The organism is Actinomadura sp. NPDC048955 (genome assembly GCF_040649435.1).
GTDB lineage: Bacteria > Actinomycetota > Actinomycetes > Streptosporangiales > Streptosporangiaceae > Spirillospora > Spirillospora luteofluorescens.
The window spans coordinates 1-24,268 of record NZ_JBEZJI010000038.1 but is presented as its reverse complement, the minus strand read 5'-3'; the positions used below and the strand labels follow the sequence as shown (position 1 = coordinate 24,268).

The window sequence follows — 24,268 nt, the reverse complement described above, 5'->3', positions numbered from 1 at the left end:
GAAGGGAAGCGGAGTTGAGCTCGACCGAGGGCAGGCCCGGACTGGACGGCCCGCTGGAGGACGCACTGGTGAGGACGCGGAGGTACTTCACCCGCGCGCAGGTTTCGCCCGATCTGCGGACCATGACCAAGAAGGGCGGGCGGCAGGCGGACGCGTTCTACCGGGACCGCTGGTCGCACGACAAGGTCGTGCGCTCCACGCACGGGGTGAACTGCACCGGGTCGTGCTCGTGGAAGGTGTACGTCAAGGACGGCATCATCACCTGGGAGGCGCAGCAGACCGACTACCCGTCGGTGGGCCCGGACCGTCCCGAGTACGAGCCGCGCGGCTGCCCCCGGGGCGCGTCGTTCTCCTGGTACACCTACTCGCCGACCCGCGTGCGGTACCCGTACGTGCGGGGCGTCCTGCTGGAGATGTACCGGGAGGCCAAGGCCCGCACCGGCGACCCGGTGGCCGCGTGGCGCGACATCGTCTCCGACCCGGAGAGGGCCCGCGCCTACAAGGGCGCGCGGGGCCGCGGCGGGCTGGTGCGGGCGTCGTGGGACGAGGCGACGGAGATGATCGCCGCCGCGCACGTCCACACGATCGCCGAGCACGGCCCGGACCGGGTCGCCGGGTTCTCCCCGATCCCGGCGATGTCGATGGTCTCGCACGCGTCCGGCGCCCGGTTCGTGTCGCTGATCGGCGGGACGATGCTGTCGTTCTACGACTGGTACGCCGATCTGCCGGTGGCGTCCCCGCAGGTGTTCGGCGACCAGACCGACGTCCCCGAGTCGGGCGACTGGTGGGACGCCGGCTACCTGATCATGTGGGGGTCGAACGTGCCGGTGACGCGGACGCCGGACGCGCACTGGATGACCGAGGCCCGCTACCGGGGCCAGAAGGTCGTGGCGGTGTCCCCGGACTACGCCGACAACGTCAAGTTCGCGGACGAGTGGCTGGCCGCCCAGCCCGGCACCGACGGCGCCCTGGCCATGGCCATGGGGCACGTCATCCTCAGGGAGTTCTTCGTCGACCGGCGGGTGCCGTACTTCACCGACTACGTCAAGCGCTACAGCGACCTGCCGTTCCTCGTGCGGCTGGAGGAGCGCGACGGCACCTGCGTCCCGGGCAAGTTCCTCACCGCGGCCGACCTCCCGGGCGCCGAGGCCGAGTCCGAGCACGCGGCGTTCAAGACCGTGATCCTGGACGCGGCCACCGGGCATCCGCTGGTGCCGAACGGGTCGCTCGGATTCCGGTACGGCGACGCCGGCATGGGCAGGTGGAACCTGGACCTGGGCGACGCCGACCCGCTGCTGTCGGTCGAGGGCGGCGAGACGGCCGAGATCGAGCTGGCCCGGTTCGACGGCGTCGACGGCGCGCCGGGAACGCTCCGCAGGGGAGTGCCGGTCCGGAACGTCGGCGGCCACCTGGTCACGACCGTGTTCGACCTGCTGCTCGCCCAGTACGGGGTGGGACGGGACGGGCTGCCCGGTTCGTGGCCGTCCGGGTACGACGACGCGTCGGAGCCGGGCACGCCGGCCTGGCAGGAGACCATCACCGGCGTCCCCGCGCAGGCCGCCGAGCGGATCGGGCGCGAGTTCGCGGCGAACGCCGAGGAGTCCCGCGGCCGGTCGATGATCATCATGGGCGCGGGCACCAACCACTGGTTCCACTCCGACACCATCTACCGGACGTTCCTCGCCCTGACCACGCTGACCGGCGGGCAGGGCGTGAACGGCGGCGGCTGGGCCCATTACGTCGGGCAGGAGAAGTGCCGCCCGGTGACCGGGTGGTCGCAGCTGGCGTTCGGGCTGGACTGGTCCCGCCCGCCCCGCCAGATGATCGGCACCGCCTTCTGGTACCTGCACTCCGACCAGTTCCGCTACGACCGGTTCGACGCGGGCACCCTGTCGGCGGCGACGGGCGGAGGGCGGCTCGCGGGGCGGACCACCGCCGACGTGATCGCGCAGGCGGCGCGGCTGGGCTGGATGCCGTCCTACCCGACCTTCGACCGCAACCCGCTCACCCTCGCCGACGAGGCCGAGGCCGCCGGGAGGCCGGCCGGCGAGCACATCGTGGACGAGCTGAAGGCCGGGCGGCTGAAGTTCGCCTGCCAGGACCCCGACGCCCCGGAGAACTTCCCCCGCGTCCTGACGGTGTGGCGGTCCAACCTGCTGGGCTCGTCCGCCAAGGGCAACGAGTACTTCCTCAAGCACCTGCTGGGCGCCGACGACGCCGTGCGGGCGGAGGAGTCACCGCCCGGCGAACGCCCCAGGGAGGTCGTCTGGCGGGACGAGGCCCCGGCCGGGAAGCTGGACCTGCTGCTGTCGCTGGACTTCCGGATGACCAGCACCACGGTCTACTCCGACATCGTGCTGCCGGCCGCGACCTGGTACGAGAAGCACGACCTCAACACCACCGACATGCACCCGTACGTGCACTCGTTCAACCCGGCGATCGCGCCGCCGTGGCAGACCCGGAGCGACTGGCGCGCCTTCCAGGACATCGCCGCCCAGTTCAGCCGGCTGGCCGAGCGGCATCTGGGCGTCCGCAAGGACGTCGTCGCCGTGCCGCTGCTGCACGACACCCCCGACGAGATGGCGACTCCCCACGGACGCGTCGCCGACTGGGCCGAGGGCGAATGCGAGCCCGTCCCGGGCGTGACGATGCCGAAGCTGGTGACGGTGGAGCGCGACTATCCGGCCGTCGCCGCGAAGATGACCGCGCTCGGCCCGCTCGCCGAGCGGCTCGGCGCGACCACCAAGGGCGTCACGTTCGACCTCGAAGGCCCGGTCGAGTACCTGGGGCACAAGAACGGCGTGGTGCGGGGCGGCCCTGCGGACGGGCGCCCGTCGCTGCGGCGGGACGTGCACGCCTGCGAGGCGATCCTGGCGATGTCCGGGACCACGAACGGGCATCTGGCCGCCCAGGGGTTCCGGGCGGTGGAGCGGCGCACCGGCCGGCCCCTCGCCGATCTGGCCGCCGAGCACGAGGGCGAGCAGATCACGTTCGCCGACACCCAGGCGCGTCCCGTCCCCGTCATCACCTCCCCGGAGTGGTCGGGGTCGGAGGCCGGCGGGCGCCGGTACTCGCCGTTCACGATCAATGTGGAGCGGCTCAAGCCGTGGCACACCCTGACCGGGCGGCAGCACTTCTACCTCGACCACGACTGGATGGCCGAGCTGGGCGAGCAGCTGCCGACGTTCCGGCCGCCGCTCGACATGTCCGCCCTGTTCGGCGAGCCCGAGCTCGGCGAGACGGGCGAACTGGGGCTGACCGTCCGGTACCTCACCCCGCACAACAAGTGGTCGATCCACTCGGAGTACCAGGACAACCTGTTCATGCTGTCGTTGTCGCGCGGCGGCCCGGTGATCTGGATGAGCGGGGTGGACGCCGCGAAGATCGGCGTGCGCGACAACGACTGGATCGAGGCGGTGAACCGCAACGGCGTCGTCGTCGCCCGGGCGATCGTGTCGCACCGGATGCCGGAGGGCACCGTGTACATGTACCACGCGCAGGACAAGCTGATCGACGTCCCGCGCTCGGAGACCTCCGGCCGCCGCGGCGGCATCCACAACTCGCTGACCCGGCTGCTGATCAAGCCGAGCCACCTCATCGGCGGGTACGCGCAGCTGTCGTTCGCGTTCAACTACCTCGGCCCCACCGGAAACCAGCGCGACGAGGTCACCGTCATCCGCCGCCGCTCACAGGAGGTGCAGTACTAGTGCGCGTCATGGCGCAGATGTCGATGGTGATGAACCTCGACAAGTGCATCGGCTGCCACACCTGCTCGGTCACCTGCAAGCAGGCGTGGACGAACCGCAGCGGCGTCGAGTACGTGTGGTTCAACAACGTCGAGACCCGTCCCGGGCAGGGCTACCCCCGGCGGTACGAGGACCAGGAGCGCTGGCGCGGCGGCTGGGCGCTGAACCGGCGCGGCCGGCTCGCGCTCAGGGGCGGCGGGCGGCTCCGCAAGCTCCTGACGATCTTCTCCAACCCCAAGCTGCCCGGGATCGACGACTACTACGAGCCCTGGACCTACGACTACGAGACCCTCACCAACGCGCCGCTGCAGGAGCACACGCCGGTCGCGCGGCCGAAGTCGCTGCTGTCGGGCAAGGACATGAAGGTCTCCTGGTCGGCGAACTGGGACGACGACCTCGGCGGCTCGATCGAGCACGGCGACAAGGACGTCCTGCTCAAGGACATCTCCGACAAGGTGAAGATGGAGTTCGACAAGACCTTCATGTTCTACCTGCCGCGGATCTGCGAGCACTGCCTCAACCCCAGCTGCGCGGCGTCCTGCCCGTCCGGTGCGATCTACAAGCGCTCCGAGGACGGCATCGTCCTGGTCGACCAGGACCGCTGCCGCGGCTGGCGGATGTGCGTGTCGGGCTGCCCGTACAAGAAGGTGTACTTCAACCACCGCACCGGCAAGGCCGAGAAGTGCACGTTCTGCTTCCCGCGCGTCGAGGTCGGCATCCCCACCGTCTGCTCGGAGACCTGCGTGGGACGGCTCCGCTACATCGGGCTGGTCCTCTACGACGCCGACCGGGTGCTGGAGGCCGCGTCGACCCCCGACGACACCGGCCTCTACGAGGCGCAGCGGCGGGTGTTCCTGGACCCGGCCGACCCCGAGGTCGTGGCGGCGGCCGAGCGCGACGGCATCCCGGCCGACTGGATCGAGGCCGCGCAGCGCTCCCCGATCCACGCCCTGATCAACACCTACAAGGTGGCGCTGCCGCTGCACCCGGAGTACCGGACGATGCCGATGGTCTGGTACATCCCGCCGCTGTCGCCGGTCGTGGACGTCGTCCGCGACACCGGCCACGACGCCGAGAACAAGGGGAACCTGTTCGCCGCGATCGACGCGCTGCGCATCCCGGTCGAGTACCTCGCCGAACTGTTCACCGCGGGGGACACCGCCCCGGTGGACGCGGTCCTGCGGCGGCTGGCCGCGATGCGGTCCTACATGCGCGACATCAACCTGGGCCGCGAACCCGACGACACGATCCCCCAGGGGGTCGGGATGTCGGGGGAGGCGATGTACGACATGTACCGGCTGCTGGCGCTGGCCAAGTACGACGAGCGGTACGTGATCCCGCCCGCGCACGCCGAGCAGGCCCACGGCCTGGAGGAACTGGCGACCGAGTGCGCGCTCGACTACGAGGGCGGGCCGGGGATGGGCGGAGCGGGGATGGGCGGCGGCTCGGGGCCGTTCGGAGAGGCCTCCGGCGGCGCCAGCCCCATCGCGGTGGAGAACTTCCACATGCTCAGGGAGCGGCAGACCTCCGACAGCCCGGTCGATCCGGCCGACAAGCACAGGCGCGTCAACCTGCTCAACTGGGACGGCAAGGGCGCCCCCGCCGGACTGTTCCCCGCGCGCGAGGACGAGGGCGCGGGACCGCAGGGCACCGACCCGCCCGCGGAGTCGGACGACGCGGAAACGGAGCCCAGGCCGTGAAGATCAGACCCACGCGCAAGGCCGGCCTCACCGACACCGAGCTGGCCACCGCCTGGCAGGTCGCCTCGCTGCTGCTCGGCTACCCCGACGAGGAGCTGCTCGGGCGGCGGCCGCTGCTGCGCCGGGCCGTGGCGAGCCTGCCCCCGCCCCTCGCGGAGCCGCTGAACCGCGTCCTCGACCACCTGGACGCGACCCCGCCGCGCGAACTGGCGGCCGACTACGTCGCCACGTTCGACCACCGCAGACGCTGCTGCCTCTACCTCACCTACTACGCCTACGGGGACACCCGCAAACGCGGCATGGCCCTGGTGCGGTTCAAGCAGGCGTACCAGGCGGCCGGGCTCGACCTGGACGAAGGCGAGCTGCCCGACCACCTGGCCGTCGTGCTGGAGTTCGCCGCCTCCGGCGACCTCGCGCAGGGACGCCGGCTGCTGCTGGAGCACCGCGCCGGCCTGGAACTCCTGCGCCTGTCCCTCACCGAGTCCGGATCGCCGTGGACGGCCGTCCTGGACGCCGTCACGGCCACGCTGCCGCCGCTGACCGGGCGGACCGAGGAGGCCGTCGCCCGCCTCATCGCCGAAGGCCCGCCCGAAGAGGAGGTCGGCCTGGCCCCCTACGGCGCCGACGCGACCGCCATGGGGCCGGTCTTCCTGCCCGACCCCGTCCTTGGAGCCCGTTCATGACCAGTGACCTGCCCGTTCTCGCCGCTGAGAACGGCGGCGATCCCGGCGTCTCCGGCATCCTCCTCTGGGTGGCCCTGCCCTACGTCGCCGTGGCGGTGTTCGTCCTCGGGCACATCTGGCGCTACCGCTACGACAAGTTCGGCTGGACGACCCGCTCGTCCCAGCTCTACGAACGGCGCCTGCTGCGCATCGGCAGCCCGCTGTTCCACTTCGGCATCATCCTCGTGGCGTTCGGTCACGTCGGCGGGCTGCTCATCCCCGACACCTGGACGGAGGCCGTCGGCGTGTCCGAGGGCGTCTACCACGTCCTCGCCGTGGTGCTCGGGACCGTCGCCGGCTTCTGCACCCTGGCCGGACTGGCGATCCTGATCTACCGGCGCCGCACGGTCGGGCCGGTGTTCTCCGCCACCACCCGCAACGACAAGTTCATGTACGCCGTCCTGGCGCTGACCATCGTGCTCGGCCTGTCCGCGACCGTCGCCGCGAACATCATCGGAGGCGGCTACGACTACCGGGAGACGGTGTCCCCGTGGTTCCGGTCGATCTTCTACCTGCGGCCCGACCCCGGCCTGATGACCGGCGTGCCGATCCTGTTCCAGCTGCATGCGATCAGCGCGCTCGTCCTGTTCGGCATCTGGCCGTTCACGCGGCTGGTGCACATGCTCACCGCGCCGATCGGATACCTGACCCGCCCCTACATCGTCTACCGCAGTCGCGACGAGCGGCTGGGCACGCACCCGCCGCGGCGGGGCTGGGAGCGTCCCACCTGAGGTCCCGGCCCGGTGCCGGGCACCGCCCGTACGGGCGGTAACGTCCGGAGGCGATCCCTTCCGCCACCGTCCCACCACCCGCCCGGTACGCTCTCGGAGGCCCCTCGTGCTCGCCGTCACCACCGCCGACGTGCGGATCTTCCTGCACGTGCTCGCCGCGACGATCTGGGTCGGCGGGCAGATCACCCTCGGCGCGCTCGTGCCCGCCCTGCGCGGCCACGAGGGCGTCACCAAGGCCGCCGCCCGCCGGTTCAACACGATCGCCTGGCCCGCGTTCGCCGTCCTCGTCCTCACCGGCGTCTGGAACATCGTCGCGGGCGACCTGGAAGGCGCAGCCCAGCGCACCCTGGAGGTGAAGCTGGTGTTCGTCCTGCTGTCCGGGGCGGCGGCGTTCCTGCACACCCGCGCCACGTCCAAGGCCGGGCTCGCCGTCTGGGGCGCGCTCGGGGCCCTGGGCGCGCTCCTCGCGCTGTTCTTCGGCGTCCAGCTCGGCTGACGCCCGCCGCCGCCCGCACCCTGCGCCGGGAAGCTGGTAGATCGTCTAGGTTTGTCCCATGAGTGATTCCGTGGCGGTGGGGCTGGTCGGGGCGGGTCCCTGGGCGGGAATGGTGCACGCGCCGGCGCTGGCGGCGGGCCCGTCCACCCGGCTCGCGGGAGTGTGGGCGCGGCGCCCCGAGGCGTCCGCCGCGCTGGCCGGCGAGCACGGCGCGCCCTCGTTCGAGCGGATCGAGGAGCTGTTCGACGCCTGCGAGGCCGTGGCGTTCTCCGTCCCGCCGGACGTGCAGGCCGACCTCGCCGCCCGGGCCGCCCGCGCGGGCAAGGCCGTCCTGCTGGAGAAGCCCCTCGCCATGGACCTGGACGGGGCCCGCCGCCTCGCGGGCGCCGTCGCCGAGGCGGGCGTCGTCTCGCAGATGGTCCTCACGCTGCGCTACTCGCGCGCCGCCCGCGACTTCCTCGACCGGACGCGGGGGCTGGAGCCGTTCGGCGGCTACGGCTCGTTCGTCTCGTCCGTGCTGAGCGGGGGCCCCTTCGCCACCCCGTGGCGGCTGGAGAAGGGGGCGCTGCTCGACCTCGGCCCCCACATCGTCGACCTGCTGGACGCCGCGCTCGGCCGGGTCGCCGCCGTGCGCGCGCACGGCGACCCCCTCGGCTGGCTGGGGCTGACGCTGGAGCACGAGGGCGGCGCGATCAGCCAGGCGTCGGTGTCGATGGCGGGCATGGGGGAGCTCCCGCCCGCCCACGTCGAGGTGTACGGGCGGGGCGGCCACGCGCGGCTCGACTGGTCGCAGCTCGGCGACGACGCGTTCGCCACGATGGTGGCCGAGTTCGCCGTCGCCGTCCGGAGCGGGACGAGCCCCGCTCTGGACGCCGCCCACGGCCTGCGGATCCAGGAGGTGCTGGCCTCGGCCGAGGCGCAGCTGGCCTGAACCGCCTGCCATGCTTGGTCCATGGCACGCACCATCGATGAGATCCTCGCCGCCGCGCGCGACCGGCTCGCGCGCGTCCACCCCGACCAGGCCCACGCCGAGCTGAGCGACGGGGCGGTGCTGGTCGACATCCGCCCCGCCGCCCAGCGCGCGGAGGAGGGCGAGATCCCGGAGGCGCTGATCGTGGAGCGCAACGTCCTGGAGTGGCGCTTCGATCCGTCCTCGGGCGCCCGGCTGCCCCAGGCCACCGGGCACGACCTCCGCGTGATCGTGTTCTGCTCGGAGGGCTACACCTCCAGCCTCGCCGCCGCGTCCCTGCACGACCTCGGCCTGACCCGCGCGACCGACGTCGTGGGCGGCTTCAAGGCGTGGCGCGCGGCGGGCCTGCCGACGACCGGGGGCGGCGCCCGGTGACCCGGTGAGTTGAGCTCTTAACATTCCTGGTGTTAACTTCTGGCCTGGCGTCCGGACGGAGGAGCGGGGCATGAGCGACCGGCAGCGGCGGGGGCCCGCGCAGCGGCAGGACGCGATCGCCGAGGCGGTGCTCGCCGCGGGATCGGGGACGGCCGCCGAGCTCGCCGAGCGGTTCGGGGTCAGCCTCATGACGATCCACCGCGACCTGGACGAGCTGGAGCGCCAGGGGATCGTCCGCAAGTACCGCGGCGGGGTCACCGCGCAGCGGTCCGGGGTCTTCGAGAGCAGCGTCGCCTATCGCGCCAAGACGATGCGCGAGGAGAAGGAGGCGGTCGCCGCCCGGGCGGTGGAGCTGGTCGAGCCCGGCATGGCGATCATGCTCGACGACTCGACCACGGCCCTCGCCCTCGCCCGGCGGCTCCCGGGCCTCGGCCCGCTGACGATCGTCACCAACTTCCTGGACGGCCTGAACCTGCTGGCCCCGGTCCAGGGCATCCGGCTCATCGCCCTCGGCGGCGACTACGATCCGCTGCACAACTCGTTCATGGGCGTCTCGTGCGTCGAGATGATCGAGTCCCTGCAGGTCGACCTGTGCTTCGTGTCGACCTCGGCGGTGTCGGCGGGCAACGCCGGCCACCAGGAGCAGCGGGTCGTGGTCGTCAAGCGGGCCATGCTGCGCAGCGCCGTCCGCAACGTCCTGCTGGTGGACCACACGAAGCTGGGCCGCACCGCGCTGCACCGGGTCGCGCCGCTCAGCGACTTCGAGCGCGTCGTCGTGGACGACGGGGCGGCGCCGGAGGCGCTCGCCGAGCTGGCGAAGCACAAGGTCGAGTACGACGTCGCCGTGTGCCGGCGCCGCTGACCTCTGTGAGAGCGGACGTTATAACTAACATCGCCTGACCCGTGCGCGCCTAGAGTGCTCACGGGATCGATGCTGAGCTGTGACCAGGCCTTTCCGGCTCTTCCGAACGATCATCGTCACGATCGTGGGTGTTAGTTAACGCCGATGTATTGACACTTCTAACGTTCTTGATGTTACGTTCTCCCCGCGGTGGCCGCCGACCCCCCGGTCGCGCGGACGCCGCACCGGCTCCATCGCCCCCTTCACGGGCGTACCCCGAGGAGAACTCTGTGAAGAAGCCCTCTCTCAGGACGGTCGCAGCGGCCGCCGCGGCCCTCGCCGCGCTCGCCCCCGTCGCGGCGTGCTCCTCCAAGAGCGCGGGGTCCGGCGGCGGCGACGCGAAGAACGCCAAGATCGCGTTCCTCATGCCCGACATCGCCTCGACCCGCTACGAGCTGTACGACGCCCCGCTGTTCAAGGCCAAGATGAAGCAGCTGTGCGGCGGCTGCACGGTGCTCTACCAGAACGCCGGCGCCGACGCCTCCAAGCAGCAGCAGCAGGCCAGCTCGGTGCTCGCCCAGGGCGTCAAGGCCATCGTGATCGACCCGGTCGACTCGGCCGCCGCGGCCTCGATCGTCCGGATGGCGCAGTCCCGGCAGGTGAAGGTCATCGCCTACGACCGCCCCATCCCGGCGGCCAAGGCCGACTACTACGTCTCCTTCGACAACGAGAAGATCGGCGCGATGATCGGCCAGTCGCTGGTCGACCACCTCAAGCAGGAGAAGGCCGAGGGCGGCATCCTGGAGGTCAACGGCTCGCCGACCGACGCCGCCGCGAACCTGATCAAGAAGGGCATCCACAGCTCCGTCGACCCGAGCGGCTTCAAGCTGCTCGCCGAGTACGACACGCCCGGCTGGGAGCCCGCGAAGGCCCAGCAGTGGGTCAGCGGCCAGATCAGCAAGTACCGCGGCCAGATCGCGGGCGTCGTCGCCGCGAACGACGGCACCGGCGGCGCCGCCGTCGCCGCCTTCAAGGCCGCCGGCACCGACGTCCCGCCGGTGACCGGCAACGACGCCGAGCTCGCCGCCGCGCAGCGGATCATCGCCGGCGACCAGTACAACACGATCTCCAAGCCGATCAAGATCGTCGCGGAGGCCGCCGCCACCGCGGCCCACAAGTTCGTCCAGGGCGAGACCCCGAAGGGCAACACGACGCTGTTCAACACGCCGTCGGAGCTGTTCACCCCGACCGTCGTCACCCAGGACAACATCGGCAAGGTCCTGCTCGGCCCGGACGGCGCCCTCAAGGCCGACAAGGTCTGCACCGCCGAGTACGCCGCCGCCTGCGCCAAGCTCGGCCTCAAGTAGCGATCTCCCGAGGTTCGTCATGTCACCAACGCCCACCCCGGCCGCCGGAGCGGCGGGCTCGCTGCTGTCGCTGCGCGGCGTCAGCAAGTCCTTCGGCGCGGTCGCCGCGCTCACCGGCGTCGACCTGGACGTCGCCGCCGGCGAGGTCGTCGCCCTCGTCGGCGACAACGGCGCCGGCAAGTCCACCCTGGTGAAGGTCCTGTCCGGCGTGCACGCCCCGGACGCGGGGACCATCACCTTCGAGTCGCGGGAGGTGAGCATCCCCACCCCGGCCGCGGCGCAGCAGCTCGGCATCGCGACCGTCTTCCAGGACCTCGCCCTCTGCGAGAACCTCAACGTGATCGAGAACCTGTTCCTCGGCCGCGAGATGCGGGCGCTGCGCCTGGACGACGTCGCGATGGAGGTCCGCTCCCGCGAGCTGCTCACCCAGCTCTCGGCGAAGATCCCCTCGGTGGGGGTCCCGGTCGCGGCGCTGTCGGGCGGCCAGCGGCAGACCGTGGCGATCGCCCGGTCGCTGCTCGGCGACCCGAAGGTCATCATCCTGGACGAGCCGACCGCCGCGCTCGGCGTGGCGCAGACCGCCGAGGTGCTCAACCTGATCGAGCGGCTCCGCGAGCGCGGCCACGGCGTCCTGATGATCAGCCACAACATGGCCGACGTGCAGGCCGTCGCCGACACCGTCGCGGTGCTGCGCCTCGGCCGCAACAACGGCGTGTTCGACGCGCGGACGACCTCCGCCGAGGAACTGGTCGCCGCCATCACCGGCGCGACCGACAACGTGGTGAGCCGCCGCGCCGGCAAGCTCCGTCCCGAAGCGGAGGACGCCCCCGTGGAGGGGGACGAGACGAGCGGGACCGCGCAGGCGGAGGACGCACCCGGCGACGCGGACGAGCCGGACGGCGACCGGCCCGAGCGGGTCGCACCGGGCGGGATGAGGAAGGGAGCGGGCGATGAGTGACCTCATGGCGCCCCCGGAGACCACGGCCGGTCTGCCGGGCGAGCCCGGGGACCGGGGCGTGCGCGCCGCGCTGGCGGCGGCCGCCGACCGGGTCCGCGGCGGCGACCTCGGCGTCGCGCCGGTGGTCGGCGGGCTGATCGTGATCTGGACCGTGATGCAGATCCTCAACCCGGTCTTCCTGTCCAGCGCGAACCTGGTCAACCTGGCCCTGGAGTGCGTGCCGGTCGGCGTGATCGCGCTCGGCGTGGTGTTCATGCTGCTGGTCGGGCAGATCGACCTGTCGGTGGGATCGGTCAGCGGGCTCAGCGCCGCCGTGGTCGCGGTGCTGTTCGTCGACCAGGGCTGGCCGTCCTGGCTGGCCATCGTCGTGGCGGTGGCGCTGGCCGTCGCGCTCGGCTGGTTCTACTCCAAGGTGTTCAACCGGCTCGGCGTGCCCAGCTTCGTGATCACCCTGGCCGGGCTGCTCGGCTGGCTCGGCGTGCAGCTGTGGGTCCTCGGGCCCAAGGGCTCGATCAACCTGCCGTTCGACTCGCGGCTGGTGACGTTCGCCCAGCTCGACTTCCTCCCGCCCTGGCTGGCGTACGCGCTGGCCGTCGCGGGCGCCGCCGGGCTGTACCTGACCGGCCACAACCGGGCGGTCCAGCGCCGCAGGGCGGGCCTGCCCGCGACGACGGAGCGCACGCTCGTCCTGCGCAGCGCCGCCCTGCTGGCCGGCCTCGTCGTGGCGGTCTGGTACCTGAACCGGGACCGCGGCGTCGGCTGGATGTTCGTCCTGTTCCTGGCGCTCGTGCTGATGACGCACTACGTCCTGTCCCGGACGAAGTACGGCAAGTCCGTGTACGCGGTCGGCGGCAACGTCGAGGCGGCCCGGCGCGCCGGCATCAACGTCAGGACGGTCTACGCCTCCGCGTTCGTCATGTGCACCACGCTCGCCGCGATCGGCGGCATCCTCGCCGCGGCGCGCCTCGCGGCGGCCAACCAGAGCAGCGGCGGCGGCGACGTCAACCTGAACGCGATCGCGGCCGCCGTCATCGGCGGGACGAGCCTGTTCGGCGGGCGCGGCAACGCGTTCGCGGCGCTGCTCGGCATCCTGGTCATCCAGTCGATCTCCAGCGGGCTGACGCTGCTGAACCTCGACTCGTCCTACCGCTTCATGGTCACCGGCGCCGTGCTGCTGCTCGCCGTGGCGCTGGACTCGGTCGCCCGCCGCTCGCGCGCCTCGCACGGCCGCGCCTGACCGGCGCGGGTTGGATGGGACCACTACGCAACGGACGGGGGAGCCGATGACGGTCGTCTGCGTCGACGCGGGCACCACGATGATCAAAGCGGTGGGCTACGCCGGGGACGGCGCCGAACTGGCCGTCGCCCGGCGGCCCACCGAGGTCACCCGGCCCGCGCCGGGGCACGCCGAGCAGGACATGGGCGCGGTGTGGCGGGCCGTCGCCGACGCCGTCCGGGAGGTGCTCGCCCAGGTCGGCGGCGACGTCGACTTCCTCGCGCTCACCGCGCAGGGCGACGGCTGCTGGCTGGTGGACGGCGACGGCGCCCCCACCGGCCCGGCGATCCTGTGGAACGACGGCCGCGCCGCCCCGGCCGTCGAGCGCTGGGCGGCCTCCGGCGTGCTGGAGCGGGCGTTCCGCGTCAACGGGTCGCTGCACTTCGCGGGCCTGCCGAACGCGATCCTCACCTGGCTGCGCGAGCACGACCCCGACCGGCTCGCCCGGTCGGCGGCGTCCCTCACCTGCGGCGGCTGGATCTTCTCCCGCCTCACCGGGCAGATCGCGGTGGACGGCTCGGACGCGTCCGTGCCGTTCCTGGACATCGCCGCGCTCCGCTTCTCCGACGACCTGCTCCGCGCCTACGACATGGAGTGGGCGCGGCGGCTCCTGCCCGACCTGCGCGGCGACGACCGGCGCGCCGCCCCCCTGACCCGGGACGCGGCGGCCGAGCTGGGGCTGCCGGAGGGCCTGCCCGTCGTCCTCGCCCCCTACGACATCGCGTCCACCGCGATCGGCGTCGGCGCGGTCGACACCGGCCAGGCCTGCACGATCCTCGGCACGACGCTGTGCACGGAGACGGTCGTGGACGGCCCCCGCCTGGGCGGCGACCCGTCCGGCCTCACGGTCGCGATGGGCCTGCCGGGCCGCTACCTGAGGGCCTTCCCGACGCTCGCGGGCGGCCAGGTCGTCGACTGGGCATGCCGCGTCCTCGGCCTCGCCGCGCCCGCGGCGCTCGCCGAACTGGCGGCGCGGGCGGCGCCGGGCGCCGACGGTCTGGTGTTCCTGCCGTACCTGTCTCCCGCCGGGGAACGCGCGCCGTTCCTGGACCCGCAGGCGCGCGGCGCGTTCCACGGCCTCACCGTCCACCACGAGCGCGAGCACCTCGCCCGCGCCGTCCTGGAAGGGCTCAGCCTGGTCGTCCGCGACTGCCTGGCGGCGGCCGAGACCCGTCCGACCGAACTGCGCGTCAGCGGCGGCGGCTCGGCCAGCCCCGTCTGGCTGGGCATGCTGGCCGACGTCACGGGCGTCCCGGTCGTCCGGTCGGCCGACAGCGAGGCCGGGGCGCGCGGCGCGTTCCTCGTCGGCCTCCTGGCCACCGGGCGGGCCGCCGACGCCCGCGCGGCCGCCGACGCCCATGTCCGTCCCGGCGACACCTACGCGCCCGACCCGGACCGGGCCGCCCGCTACTCCGAGACCTATGAGGACTTCTTGACGATCCGCTCCGCCACGGCGCCCGCCTGGCCGACCCTCGCCGCGGCCCGCGCCCGCACCGCCCTGGACGGCGGCGCCCCGTGACCGGGCGGCACGAGGCGGTGTGGGTCGGGATCGACCTCGGGACGCAGAGCGTGCGCGCGCTCGCCGTCACCGCGTCGGGGGACGTCGCCGGGGCCGGCAGCCGGGCGCTGACCGGCCGGCGGGACGGCCCCCGCCACGAGCAGGACCCCGAGGACTGGTGGACGGCGGTGGGGGCCGCCTGCCGGGAGGCGCTGCGCGACGTCCCGGCGCAGGCCGTGCGGGCCGTCGCCGTCGACGCCACGTCCGGGACGATCCTGCTCACCGACGACGGCGGGCGGCCGCTGACCCCGGCGCTCATGTACGACGACACCCGCGCGGCCGGCCACGTCCAGCGGGTCAACGAGGCCGGCGGCGAGGTGTGGCGCACCCTCGGCTACCAGCGCATGCAGCCCGCCTGGGCCCTGCCGAAACTGCTGTGGCTCCTGGAGCACCACCCGCACGGGGGCGCCCGCCTCGCCCACCAGGCCGACTTCGTCAACCGGCGGCTGACCGGCCACCCGGTGGCCGCGGACCTCAGCAACGCGCTCAAGACCGGGGCGGACCTCATCGCCGAGGCCTGGCCCGCGGACGTCCTCGACGCGCTGGACGTCCCCGCCGATCTTCTCCCGCCCCTGGAACGGTCCGGCACCCCGCTCGGCACGGTCTGCGCGGCGGCCGCCGAAGCGACCGGCCTCCCCGAGGGGACCCCGGTCGTCGCGGGCGCCACCGACGGCTGCGCCGCCCAGCTCGGGACGGGACGCCTCACCGTCGGGTCGTGGAACTCCGTCCTCGGGACGACCCTCGTCCTCAAGGGCGTCAGCGACGACCTCGTCCAGGACCCGTTCGGCGTCGTCTACTCCCACAAGGCCCCGGACGGGCGGTGGCTGCCCGGCGGCGCGTCCAGCACCGGCGCCGGCGCGATCTCCCGCGACTTCCCCGGCCGCGACCTCGCCGACCTGGACCGCCGCGCCGCCCGGCACGAACCGGCGGCGGCGCTGGCCTACCCGCTCGTCCCGGCGGGGGAGCGGTTCCCGTTCCTCGCGCCCGACGCCCGCGGGTTCCGGCTGGACGGGACGGGCGACGAGGCCGACGACTTCGCCGCCGTCCTGCAGGGCGTCGGCTACCTGGAGCGGCTCTGCTTCGACCACCTCGACCTGCTCGGCGCGCCCACCGGCGGCGACCTCACGCTGACCGGCGGGGCCGCGCGCAGCCGGTACTGGTGCCAGCTGCGCGCCGACATCCTCGGCCGCCCCGTCGTGCTGCCCCGCCAGGCCGAGCCCGCGCTCGGCGCCGCCGTCCTCGCCGCCGCGCCGGGCCGCGACGTCGCCGAGACCGCCGGGCGGATGGTCGCCGTCAAGGCGGTGATCGACCCGCGGCCGGAGAGGACCGCCGTGTTCGACGCGCCCTACCTGCGCCTCGTCGGCGAGCTGGAACGGCGCGGGTGGCTGCCCGCCGAGACCGCCGCGCACGCACGCGAGAGGACATCCCGATGACGCGCCTCATCCTCGTCCGCCACGGGGAGACCGAATGGCACGCCGAGAACCGCTACGCGGGGATCAGCGACGTCGCGCTCACCCCGCGCGGCCTGGACCAGGCCCGCACGCTGGCCGCGTGGGCGGGCACGGCCCGGCCCGACGCGGTGTGGTGCTCGGACCTGTCGCGGTCCCGGCTGACCGCGGCGCCGTCCGCCGCGGCGATCGGCGCGCGGCTGCACGTCGACGAGCGGCTCCGGGAACTGGACTTCGGGCACGGTGAGGGCCTCACCCGCGCGGAGATGGAACGCAAGTTCCCCGCGGAGCTGCGCGCCTTCCTGGCCGACCCCGCCGCCTCCCACCTGCCCGGCGGCGAGGACCCGGCCGCCGCCGCCCGGCGCTTCACCGCGTGCCTGGACGACATCGCCCGCCTGCACGAGGGCGGCCGCGTCCTGGTCGTCGCGCACTCCACGGCGATCCGGCTCGCGCTGTGCCGGCTGCTGGGGATTCCCCTCAAGGACTACCGGCGGCGGTTCCCGTCGCTGGGCAACTGCGCACTGACCGAGATCCGGCTCCGGGACGGCGAGGCCGCCCTCCTGGAGTTCAACACCCCACTGGAGCGATGAATGACTACCCGCGTGCTCGCGGCCGGTGACCTATTCGTCCGCAACGAGCTGCTCATCGGCGCCCTGCGTGCCGAGGCGCCCGGCGACCTGGCGTTCTCGGAGGTCACCCTGCCGTGGCCGGTGGAGCCGTTCGGGCGCGTCGCCGAGGTGGACGAGGCGTCCGGGACCGAGGAGCAGCTCATCGAGGCGCTGCGCGGCGCCGAGGTCTGCGTCACCCAGATGGCCCCGCTGACCCGGCGGATCCTGGAGGCCTCGCCGGACCTGCGGCTGTTCGGGATCAGCCGCGGCGGGCCCGTCAACGCCAACCTGGAGGCGGCGACCGAGCACGGCGTGGCCGTCTGCTTCGCGCCCGGACGCAACGCCGGCGCCACCGCCGAGCACACCCTCGGGCTGATCCTGGCGGCGGTGCGGCGCATCCCGCAGACGCACGTCGACCTGATGGCGGGGCAGTGGCGCGGCGACTACTACCGCTACGACGACGTCGGCATCGAGATCAACGGCAGCACCGCCGGGCTGGTCGGCTGCGGCGCCGTCGGCCGCCGCGTCGCCAAGATGCTCGCCGCGCTCGGCGCCCGCGTGCTCGTCCACGACCCGTACCTGGACGACCTCGGCGACCTGGCCGGCATCGCCGAACTCGTCCCGCTCGACGAACTGCTGGCGCAGGCGCAGATCGTCTCCCTGCACGCCCGCGCGACGCCGCAGACCACCGGGATGATCGACGCCGGGCGGATCGCCGCGATGCCGCCCGGCTCCATCATCGTCAACTGCGCGCGCGGGTCGCTGCTGGACTACGAGGCCGTCTGCGACGCCGCCGAGTCCGGCCACCTGTTCGCCGCCGCGTTCGACGTGTTCCCCGAGGAGCCGATCCCGGCCGGGTCGCGGCTGCTGACCACCCCGAACATCATCGTCACGCCCCACCTGGCCGGCGCCAGCAAGCAGACCGCCGCCAAAGCGGCCCGCATCCTCGCCGCCGACGTCGGCCGCCACCTGCGCGGCGAGCCCCTCCTGCACTGCGCCAACCCCGAGGTGCTGGAGGCCCGCCGCCCGGCCCGCCCCTGACCTTCCTCCCCGTCACCCCCGTCACAAGGAGGCACGATGCACGGACCCGGACCCGGCGAGGTCGCTCTCACCCGCCGCAGAGTCCTCGGCTTCGCGGGCGCCGCCACGCTCGCCGGAGCCGCAGCCCTCGCCGGAGCCCGCCCCGCCGCGGCCACCGAACGCTCCTACACCTTCGACCTGCTGTTCGACGTCCCCCACACCGACAACATGCAGGGCCTCGCCTACCGCCGCGGCAGCTTCTACGTCGGCTTCGACGTGGGCGGCGGCCACGGCGTCATCCGCGAGTACGACCGCGAGGGCACCACCCTCAAGGAGAGCGCGCCGCTCGCCGTGGGGCACGCCGCCGAGATCAGCGTCCGCGACCGCGACGGGCTCCTCTACGTCGCCACCGGCGGCGGCACCAACCCGACCAAGGTCAACGTCGTGGACTGGAGCGGTGAGCCGGAGGTCGTGCGCACCATCGACTTCGGCTCCCTCGGCAACTCCGGCCTCGTCGCGGTCGACAACCGGCGCGACGGGCTGCTCGTGCACGCGGGGCCGGGCGACCAGGGGCCCTTCGTGTTCGCGTTCACCGACCTCGACGGCACCGTCCGCTCGACCTTCGACCTCGGCTACCAGGGCGTCCCGCAGGGCCTGGAGATGGCCGGTGACAAGGTCCTCTACTACACCAACGACACCATCACCGTGCTGGACCGGGCCGGGACGATCCTCGAAGCGATCGACATCCCGCTGACCGGGGAGAGCGAGGGGCTGGCGGTCGCGCCCGCCGGCCGCGGCACCCGCGTCTTCTTCGGCTACAACAAGCCGAACCGCGTGTACGCGATGAAGCCCGTGTTCCACTGACAGGCCAGGCGCGCGGCCGGGGTCCGTCCGAACCTCCCGTCCCGGCCGCGCGCCATCCCCTGTTTCCGCGCACAAAGTGATTGACTCCGCCGTCTATTTCACGGTCAGCTTAGTGTTCGGCCGCTCTGCTTTAGCAAAATTCTCTAGACTATGAATAAGCGTTTGAAAGGGTCTTGCTTTCCACGGCCACTCGGGTAGAAAAAATCAAATCCCTCTCCCCGAGGAGGAAACCCCGTGAAGGCTCCCATCAGACTGGCCGCGCCCCTGGCGGCCGCAACCGCCGCGCTGGCCCTGACGGCGCCCGCCGCGTCCGCCGCCACCACCACGATCCGCCAGGAGACCGCCACCGGAGCGCCCTACTCCGGCAACTGGCAGGTCGCCACCGTCGGGGCGCTCACGTTCTCCGTCGACTACCTGGGCGCGAAGGTGACCGGCTCCTGCGACGGCGCAGAACTCCAGGGCACCGTGCAGTCCACCGGCCCGGGCGAGCTGACCGCCGCGTCGATCGGCGCGTGCCGGACCTCCAACGGCCTCAGCTCCCCGCCCACCGACCTCGACCTCGGCCAGATGCCCGACCGGAGCGGGAGCGTCGCCTACGACCCGGTCCCCGGCGGCCGGGACGGCGTCCTGTCCATCAGCGGCGGCCTGCGCTTCAAGATGGAGGGCAAGATCCTCGGCTTCACCGTCACCTGCTACTACGGCTTCCGGACGGGAGGCACCGACGGCCTGCGCTTCGACGTCTACAACCGCGACAACCCGAACCGCCCGCTGCCGGGGCAGGACGACGCGCAGGGCAGGTCCGACGACATCACGCTGGTCCGGCAGTCGGGAAGCAGCGGCCTGTGCCCATCCAACGGCACCGGCAGCGGCTCCGCCACCGCCCGCGGTGAGAGCACGCCGGGTTCCGGGGTCTTCGACCGCAAGCTCTACCTGACCTCGTAGCCCCCGCGCGGCGTGCGGAGAGGCGGCCGGGCCCGGGGCCGGTGCAAGGGAGTGTCATCCTCCTCGGGCCCGGCCGCCCTCACTGTGCCCTCGCGGTGCTGGGTCGCCGTGTCGGGAAGAACGACCGGGGGCGTACGGCCGAATCCTTCTGGACGATCGCGAGGAATTCGAGCGTAACTCCGCAGTTCAGCCCTGGGTAATGACTGCGTGTTTACAGTTGTTTCCCACGCGTGTCCGGAACCCGCCGTGGCAAAATCACTCACCTTTCCCCGCGGCCGTCCGCGCGACGAACTCGCGGAGCAGGGCGACCGCGCGTTCGGGATCCTCCCTGAACACGCCGTGGCCCGCACCGGGGAGCACGTGCAACTCGGACGCGCCCTCCGGCAGTGCCTCGACGAGGCCCCGCGCGGCCGAGACCGTCGCGACGGGGTCGTCCTCGCCGTTGAGGACCAGAACGGGCCGGACGACCCGATCCAGATGCGGCCACGGGTCGAACGCGGCGGCGAGCGAACGCCGGAAATGCTCGATGACGTCGCGGTTCCAGCGGATGCGCGCGAGCCTGTCCCTCGCCTCCGGGGCGCCGCCCGGGCGCCGCGAGTACAGGGGCAGGCAGACGCGCTCCCACTCGTCCTGGACGTCCTCGCCGTCCCAGTAGCGGCGCGCGATGTCGCGGGCCTCCGCGCCGCCGAGCCGCTCGAAGACCTCCAGCCGCTCCCCGGCGGGACCCGGCATCACGCTGTCGAGCACGACCGCGGCGACGCGCTCCGGGTGGCGATGGGCGATCGTCAGCGCGACCCAACCGCCGCTCGACGTCCCGAGGACGACCGGGGAGTCGATCTCCAGCGCGTCGCAGAAGTCGACCACGTCGTCGGCCCAGCGTTCCCACGTCCACAGCGCGGGACCGCTCACATCCGACCGGCCACTGCCGCGCTGGTCCAGGTAGACGACCTGCGCGAACTCGGTGGCGCGCCCCAGCACCGGCTTGAACATGGAGTGGTCGGCGCCCGGCCCGCCGTGCAGCGCCACGATCACGGGCCGCTCGGCCATCGCCGTGCCGTCCGGCACCAGGCCGGCGCCCTCGACGTCGAAGTAGAGGCGCACACCGCCGATGTCGATCCGCACCCGATCCATTCTGCTCCCTGGGGGAGGATGGGAGGCATGAGAGCGGTGGCCATCTCCGACACCCACGCGCCCCGGCGCTGGAAGTCGTGCCCGCCGCGGGTGGCCGAGCACCTGCGGGGCGCCGACGTGATCCTGCATGCCGGCGACGTGTGCGTCGCGTCCGTCCTGGACGAGCTGGCCGGGTACGCGCCCGTCCACGCGGTCCTCGGCAACAACGACGGGCCGGACGTCGCCGAGTGGGGCGCGCCCGAACGCCTCGAACTCGACCTGGACGGCCTCGCCGTCGCGATGGTCCACGACAGTGGCCAGTCCAAGGGCCGCACCGCCCGGATGCGGCGCTGGTTCCCCGGCGCCGACCTCGTCGTGTTCGGCCACTCGCACATCCCGCTCGACGAGACGGGCGACGGCGTCCGCATCTTCAACCCGGGGTCGCCGACCGACCGGCGCCGCCAGCCCCACGGCACCCTCGGCCTCCTGGACATCCACGACGGCCGGCTCACCGGGGCGCGGATCGTCCCCGTGACCTGACCCTCGCCCTCGACCGGCGCGACGCCGCATGGAATCGTCCCCCGGGAGACGACCGCGAGGACGAGAGGGACCCCGCCATGACCGACCGCGTCACCGTGCACGTCCACGAGGGAGTCGCCGACGTGCGGCTCAACCGTCCCGACAAGCTGAACGCCCTCGACCCGTCCATGTTCGAGGCGCTCGCCCGGACCGGCGACGCCCTCGCCGCGGACGCGTCCGTGCGGGCCGTGGTCCTGTCGGGGGAGGGCCGCGCGTTCTGCGCCGGCCTGGACTTCGCTAGCTTCGCCGCCATTCCCGGCGACGGCGCCGGGCGGCGCGCGGGCGACATCACCGCGCGCGAGCCGGGCCGCATCACCAACCTCGGGCAGCAGGCCGTGCACGTGTGGCGGGAGCTGCCGCAGCCCGTCGTCGCCGCCGTCCACGGCCACGCCCTCGGCGGCGGCCTGCAGATCGCGCTCGGCGCCGACATCCGGATCGTCGCCCCGGACGCCCGCCTCTCGGTCCTGGAGATCCGCTGGGGCCTGGTGCCCGACATGACCGGCACCGCCGCGCTGATCCGCCTCGTCGGCGAGGACGTCGCGAAGGAGCTCACCTTCACGGGCCGCACGCTCTCCGGCGCGGACGCCGTCCGCATCGGCCTGGCCACCCGCACCGCCGACGACCCGCACGCCGCCGCGACGGAACTCGCCCGCGAGATCGCCGGCAACAGCCCCGACGCGGTCCGCGGAGCCAAGCGCCTCCTCAACCGCGCCGCCGACACCGACCTGGCCGGCCAGTTCCTGGAGGAGTCCCGGACGCTCGATGCCCTGCGCGGAAGCCCGAACCAGGTCGAGGCCGTCCGCGCCTACTTCGACAAGCGCCCGCCCGCCTTCACCGACCCGGCCTGACGCACGCCACCGGCCCGCTGGCCCCTAGGACGGTGGTCCTGCCAGGGGGAGGGGCCATCTCCCGCACCGCGAACGCCACCGGGAGCGTTCGGCGATCAATGCGCCCACGTGGGCGTCGCCGCCGCGACGGCGGCGATCCGGGAGAGCAGTGCGGCGGGCACGCCAGGTTGGTGTGCCCGCCCAGAGAGGACTTCGTGCAGCACCGGACACCGCCCACAAGCAGCGACGCTCCGTGACGGTTCTGGACCTCAGCTCAGCGGAAGCTCCACGGCCACCTCGTCCCCCTCGACGATGAGCGTGGCGCCCGCGCCCTCCAGCAACGCGCGGGCGCCTCGGTTGCCCGCCGTCGTCGAGGCGAGGAGCCTCGCCGCTCCGCTCGACCGGGCCTCGGCCAGCAGCAGAGCCGTCACCCTCGCGCCGATCCCGCGGCCCCGGGAAGAGCGGCTCAACCAGATCCCCGCCTCCACCGCGTCCCCATCAGGCTGCAAGCGTGCCGCCCCGACCGCTTCGCCGTCGACGTCGACCACCCACGTACGCTCCACCGCCGTCGCCGAATTCAGGCACCTCGCGCGGTGGAACTCCAGGAACGCCGCTCGGCGCTCAGGGGTCCAGCCGGGCGGGCCGCCGACCGGCGGCATCACTTCCAGAGGGTCCGCGCCGGCCACGGCCGCATCGAGCAGCCGCGCCAGTGCGGGCTCGTCCAAAGGGGTCAAGGCTACTTCGCTCACCTACGGAGTCTGGTGGTAGGGAGTGGACCTGCGCGAACGAATTTCGCCGAGCTCGTCCGCGGCCCGGCACGGGCGAGGAGGCGACTCAGGTCGTGCGGGGCGGTCCCGGTCGCGGATCGCCGGGCCGTTGGCCGCTCGTGGTCAGGCGGCCAGAGCCGATCCGACCGGCAGGTTCCTGATCAGCCAGAAGAGAAGGATGGCGCCGAACAGCACCCAGATCAGCGCGGGGTGCGCCACCTTCGTCCTCACCGGACGGTCCAGGGCGCGGGCTCTGGCCCAGCGGAGCCAGAAGAACGCCAGGACGGGGAGCATCGCGACGGTCAGCACGTTCAGGCTGAAAGCCTCGTGGAGATGACCGTGGGCGAGCGCGTGGACGGTGCGCATCGATCCGCAGCCCGGGCACTGGAACCCGGTGAGCGCGAGGAACGGGCAGGTCGGGTAGTGCCCCGCCTCATTGGGATCGACCGCTGCGACGTACAGGACGGCCGTGACGCTGAGGATCAGCACCCCGCCCGGCCGCAGCAACCGGACGGCGAGCGGCTGTCCGGCACCGTCCGGTACTTCGGGGACCGGCCCGCCCCGCGAGAGCGGGGCGGGCCGGGACTCGTTCGTCATCGTCAGCTGCTGTTCCCCAGCAGGGCGATGACGAAGTAGATGGCGCCGACGACCACGCCGAGGACCGCGGACACGATCGCCCAGGTCTTGGCGTTGTTGGACGACTTCAGCGCACCGGCCTGGTCGCCGGCCTGCCACTTGGAGTTGACCTGGGCGGCGTAGACGATGGACACGACGCCCGCGGGCAGGCAGCAGAGGATCGTGGTCGCGATCGCCCACGGGAGGTGGTTCGGGGGCGGGGAGCCGGCTCCGGAGGTGGGGGGCGGCGGGGGTGCGGGTGGGTAGGCCATGTCGGTACCTCTCCTGCTTGGGCTGGGTGATCTACTTACGTAGATGGTGACAGGGCACGCCGGGTTCCCCCAATACGCCGCAACCTGGCAGGGGACCGTCCTGCCGGGGCGCTGATTTGACGAGGGGGCTCAGGCCGCGTAAGTTAACCCCTCGTCCCCTCACGGATGCAGGACGCCCGCATGGCGGCCGGCCGAAGCATGGGGAAACCACCTGCGTACCAGCCGACACGGTCTCGCCGTGCCTGCCGTGCCGTGGTGGGTCGGAAAGGCTCGATTTTGACAATCGGGCCGGATCTGATGAAATAGCTCCACCGCCGGAAAGGGACCGCGCAAGCGGAACCGGAATGGCGTATCGGAAAAGCTCGGAATTGACAGTCCGGGCGGACCTGATAAAGTAAGTCGAGTCGCCCCGGAGCGGGAAACGCGAAAGCGGATCCAGCGCGGTGGGTGTCCGTTTCTTGAGAACTCAACAGCGT

23 protein-coding genes are annotated in these 24,268 nt (G+C 72.9%); 19 read left to right on the top strand and 4 right to left on the bottom strand.

Annotated features, from left to right (window positions below):
• Positions 1 to 14 precede the first annotated feature (14 nt).
• The 17 genes from AB0C84_RS29725 to AB0C84_RS29645 all read left to right on the top strand — a co-directional run bounded on the left by AB0C84_RS29725 (position 15) and on the right by AB0C84_RS29645 (position 19,622).
• Positions 15 to 3,707, top strand: a complete 3,693-nt coding sequence (locus AB0C84_RS29725; protein WP_361072926.1) for a nitrate reductase subunit alpha — start codon at positions 15 to 17, stop codon at positions 3,705 to 3,707.
• An 8-nt stretch (positions 3,708 to 3,715) separates the two neighbouring features.
• Positions 3,716 to 5,446: a nitrate reductase subunit beta gene (gene narH, locus AB0C84_RS29720; protein ID WP_361072923.1), complete on the top strand. Its 1,731-nt coding sequence runs from the start codon at positions 3,716 to 3,718 to the stop codon at positions 5,444 to 5,446.
• Complete coding sequence (narJ, locus tag AB0C84_RS29715; protein WP_361072920.1) at positions 5,443 to 6,129, top strand: nitrate reductase molybdenum cofactor assembly chaperone; 687 nt, start codon at positions 5,443 to 5,445, stop codon at positions 6,127 to 6,129. Before narH ends, narJ begins: the two co-directional genes overlap by 4 nt.
• Positions 6,126 to 6,899: a respiratory nitrate reductase subunit gamma gene (narI, locus tag AB0C84_RS29710; protein WP_361072917.1), complete on the top strand. Its 774-nt coding sequence runs from the start codon at positions 6,126 to 6,128 to the stop codon at positions 6,897 to 6,899. The genes narJ and narI overlap by 4 nt, the downstream gene beginning before the upstream one ends.
• A 106-nt stretch (positions 6,900 to 7,005) precedes the next feature.
• Positions 7,006 to 7,395 carry a hypothetical protein gene (locus AB0C84_RS29705; RefSeq protein ID WP_258944239.1) on the top strand — a complete coding sequence of 130 codons (390 nt, stop codon included), beginning with the start codon at positions 7,006 to 7,008 and terminating at the stop codon, positions 7,393 to 7,395.
• 58 nt (positions 7,396 to 7,453) lie between these two features.
• The gene (locus tag AB0C84_RS29700) at positions 7,454 to 8,326 is read left to right on the top strand and encodes a Gfo/Idh/MocA family oxidoreductase (RefSeq protein ID WP_361072913.1); all 873 of its coding nucleotides are present in this window, start codon (positions 7,454 to 7,456) and stop codon (positions 8,324 to 8,326) included.
• Positions 8,327 to 8,347: 21 nt separating this feature from the next.
• Positions 8,348 to 8,740: a rhodanese-like domain-containing protein gene (locus tag AB0C84_RS29695; RefSeq protein WP_361072910.1), complete on the top strand. Its 393-nt coding sequence runs from the start codon at positions 8,348 to 8,350 to the stop codon at positions 8,738 to 8,740.
• 70 nt (positions 8,741 to 8,810) lie between these two features.
• Entirely contained in the window at positions 8,811 to 9,602 is a 792-nt protein-coding gene (locus AB0C84_RS29690) for a DeoR/GlpR family DNA-binding transcription regulator (protein ID WP_179841919.1), read from the top strand.
• Between the two features lie 269 nt (positions 9,603 to 9,871).
• Positions 9,872 to 10,948 carry a substrate-binding domain-containing protein gene (locus tag AB0C84_RS29685; RefSeq protein ID WP_361072907.1) on the top strand — a complete coding sequence of 359 codons (1,077 nt, stop codon included), beginning with the start codon at positions 9,872 to 9,874 and terminating at the stop codon, positions 10,946 to 10,948.
• A gap of 19 nt (positions 10,949 to 10,967) precedes the next feature.
• On the top strand, positions 10,968 to 11,906 hold the full coding sequence (locus AB0C84_RS29680; RefSeq protein WP_361072904.1) for an ATP-binding cassette domain-containing protein: 939 nt from the start codon (positions 10,968 to 10,970) through the stop codon (positions 11,904 to 11,906).
• Entirely contained in the window at positions 11,899 to 13,143 is a 1,245-nt protein-coding gene (locus tag AB0C84_RS29675) for a sugar ABC transporter permease (RefSeq protein WP_361072901.1), read from the top strand. The genes AB0C84_RS29680 and AB0C84_RS29675 overlap by 8 nt, the downstream gene beginning before the upstream one ends.
• A gap of 46 nt (positions 13,144 to 13,189) precedes the next feature.
• Positions 13,190 to 14,701 carry an FGGY-family carbohydrate kinase gene (locus AB0C84_RS29670; protein ID WP_361072898.1) on the top strand — a complete coding sequence of 504 codons (1,512 nt, stop codon included), beginning with the start codon at positions 13,190 to 13,192 and terminating at the stop codon, positions 14,699 to 14,701.
• Positions 14,698 to 16,173, top strand: a complete 1,476-nt coding sequence (locus AB0C84_RS29665; protein WP_361072895.1) for an FGGY-family carbohydrate kinase — start codon at positions 14,698 to 14,700, stop codon at positions 16,171 to 16,173. Before AB0C84_RS29670 ends, AB0C84_RS29665 begins: the two co-directional genes overlap by 4 nt.
• Positions 16,170 to 16,778: a histidine phosphatase family protein gene (locus tag AB0C84_RS29660; RefSeq protein ID WP_361072893.1), complete on the top strand. Its 609-nt coding sequence runs from the start codon at positions 16,170 to 16,172 to the stop codon at positions 16,776 to 16,778. The genes AB0C84_RS29665 and AB0C84_RS29660 overlap by 4 nt, the downstream gene beginning before the upstream one ends.
• Complete coding sequence (locus AB0C84_RS29655) at positions 16,779 to 17,837, top strand: 2-hydroxyacid dehydrogenase (protein WP_361072890.1); 1,059 nt, start codon at positions 16,779 to 16,781, stop codon at positions 17,835 to 17,837.
• Between the two features lie 36 nt (positions 17,838 to 17,873).
• Positions 17,874 to 18,680, top strand: a complete 807-nt coding sequence (locus tag AB0C84_RS29650) for a hypothetical protein (RefSeq protein WP_361072887.1) — start codon at positions 17,874 to 17,876, stop codon at positions 18,678 to 18,680.
• A gap of 234 nt (positions 18,681 to 18,914) precedes the next feature.
• Positions 18,915 to 19,622, top strand: a complete 708-nt coding sequence (locus AB0C84_RS29645; RefSeq protein ID WP_361072884.1) for a hypothetical protein — start codon at positions 18,915 to 18,917, stop codon at positions 19,620 to 19,622.
• Between the two features lie 255 nt (positions 19,623 to 19,877).
• Here the strand turns inward: AB0C84_RS29645 and AB0C84_RS29640 are convergent, their stop codons facing one another.
• The gene (locus AB0C84_RS29640) at positions 19,878 to 20,753 is read right to left on the bottom strand and encodes an alpha/beta hydrolase (RefSeq protein ID WP_361072881.1); all 876 of its coding nucleotides are present in this window, start codon (positions 20,751 to 20,753) and stop codon (positions 19,878 to 19,880) included.
• A 27-nt stretch (positions 20,754 to 20,780) separates the two neighbouring features.
• Here AB0C84_RS29640 and AB0C84_RS29635 point away from each other — a divergent pair, with 27 nt between their 5' ends.
• Together AB0C84_RS29635 and AB0C84_RS29630 are read left to right on the top strand one after the other, a co-directional pair.
• Positions 20,781 to 21,272, top strand: a complete 492-nt coding sequence (locus AB0C84_RS29635; RefSeq protein WP_361072878.1) for a metallophosphoesterase family protein — start codon at positions 20,781 to 20,783, stop codon at positions 21,270 to 21,272.
• A gap of 77 nt (positions 21,273 to 21,349) precedes the next feature.
• Positions 21,350 to 22,159 carry a crotonase/enoyl-CoA hydratase family protein gene (locus AB0C84_RS29630; protein WP_361072875.1) on the top strand — a complete coding sequence of 270 codons (810 nt, stop codon included), beginning with the start codon at positions 21,350 to 21,352 and terminating at the stop codon, positions 22,157 to 22,159.
• Between the two features lie 248 nt (positions 22,160 to 22,407).
• Here the strand turns inward: AB0C84_RS29630 and AB0C84_RS29625 are convergent, their stop codons facing one another.
• The 3 genes from AB0C84_RS29625 to AB0C84_RS29615 all read right to left on the bottom strand — a co-directional run bounded on the left by AB0C84_RS29625 (position 22,408) and on the right by AB0C84_RS29615 (position 23,792).
• Entirely contained in the window at positions 22,408 to 22,887 is a 480-nt protein-coding gene (locus tag AB0C84_RS29625; RefSeq protein ID WP_361072872.1) for a GNAT family N-acetyltransferase, read from the bottom strand.
• 141 nt (positions 22,888 to 23,028) lie between these two features.
• Positions 23,029 to 23,502 carry a DUF2752 domain-containing protein gene (locus tag AB0C84_RS29620; protein WP_361072869.1) on the bottom strand — a complete coding sequence of 158 codons (474 nt, stop codon included), beginning with the start codon at positions 23,500 to 23,502 and terminating at the stop codon, positions 23,029 to 23,031.
• Between the two features lie 2 nt (positions 23,503 to 23,504).
• Positions 23,505 to 23,792, bottom strand: a complete 288-nt coding sequence (locus AB0C84_RS29615; RefSeq protein ID WP_179841907.1) for a CD225/dispanin family protein — start codon at positions 23,790 to 23,792, stop codon at positions 23,505 to 23,507.
• Positions 23,793 to 24,268: the final 476 nt, after the last annotated feature.

Bases quoted from the DNA above. Each gene is read 5' to 3' on its own strand.
- narH (WP_361072923.1), top strand. From the start codon at position 3,716: ATGGCGCAGATGTCGATGGTGATGAACCTCGACAAGTGCATCGGCTGC.
- narI (WP_361072917.1), top strand. From the start codon at position 6,126: ATGACCAGTGACCTGCCCGTTCTCGCCGCTGAGAACGGCGGCGATCCC.
- AB0C84_RS29700 (WP_361072913.1), top strand. From the start codon at position 7,454: ATGAGTGATTCCGTGGCGGTGGGGCTGGTCGGGGCGGGTCCCTGGGCG.
- AB0C84_RS29695 (WP_361072910.1), top strand. From the start codon at position 8,348: ATGGCACGCACCATCGATGAGATCCTCGCCGCCGCGCGCGACCGGCTC.
- AB0C84_RS29690 (WP_179841919.1), top strand. From the start codon at position 8,811: ATGAGCGACCGGCAGCGGCGGGGGCCCGCGCAGCGGCAGGACGCGATC.
- AB0C84_RS29680 (WP_361072904.1), top strand. From the start codon at position 10,968: ATGTCACCAACGCCCACCCCGGCCGCCGGAGCGGCGGGCTCGCTGCTG.
- AB0C84_RS29675 (WP_361072901.1), top strand. From the start codon at position 11,899: ATGAGTGACCTCATGGCGCCCCCGGAGACCACGGCCGGTCTGCCGGGC.
- AB0C84_RS29670 (WP_361072898.1), top strand. From the start codon at position 13,190: ATGACGGTCGTCTGCGTCGACGCGGGCACCACGATGATCAAAGCGGTG.
- AB0C84_RS29660 (WP_361072893.1), top strand. From the start codon at position 16,170: ATGACGCGCCTCATCCTCGTCCGCCACGGGGAGACCGAATGGCACGCC.
- AB0C84_RS29655 (WP_361072890.1), top strand. From the start codon at position 16,779: ATGACTACCCGCGTGCTCGCGGCCGGTGACCTATTCGTCCGCAACGAG.
- AB0C84_RS29650 (WP_361072887.1), top strand. From the start codon at position 17,874: ATGCACGGACCCGGACCCGGCGAGGTCGCTCTCACCCGCCGCAGAGTC.
- AB0C84_RS29640 (WP_361072881.1), bottom strand. From the start codon at position 20,753: ATGGATCGGGTGCGGATCGACATCGGCGGTGTGCGCCTCTACTTCGAC.
- AB0C84_RS29635 (WP_361072878.1), top strand. From the start codon at position 20,781: ATGAGAGCGGTGGCCATCTCCGACACCCACGCGCCCCGGCGCTGGAAG.
- AB0C84_RS29630 (WP_361072875.1), top strand. From the start codon at position 21,350: ATGACCGACCGCGTCACCGTGCACGTCCACGAGGGAGTCGCCGACGTG.
- AB0C84_RS29620 (WP_361072869.1), bottom strand. From the start codon at position 23,502: ATGACGAACGAGTCCCGGCCCGCCCCGCTCTCGCGGGGCGGGCCGGTC.
- AB0C84_RS29615 (WP_179841907.1), bottom strand. From the start codon at position 23,792: ATGGCCTACCCACCCGCACCCCCGCCGCCCCCCACCTCCGGAGCCGGC.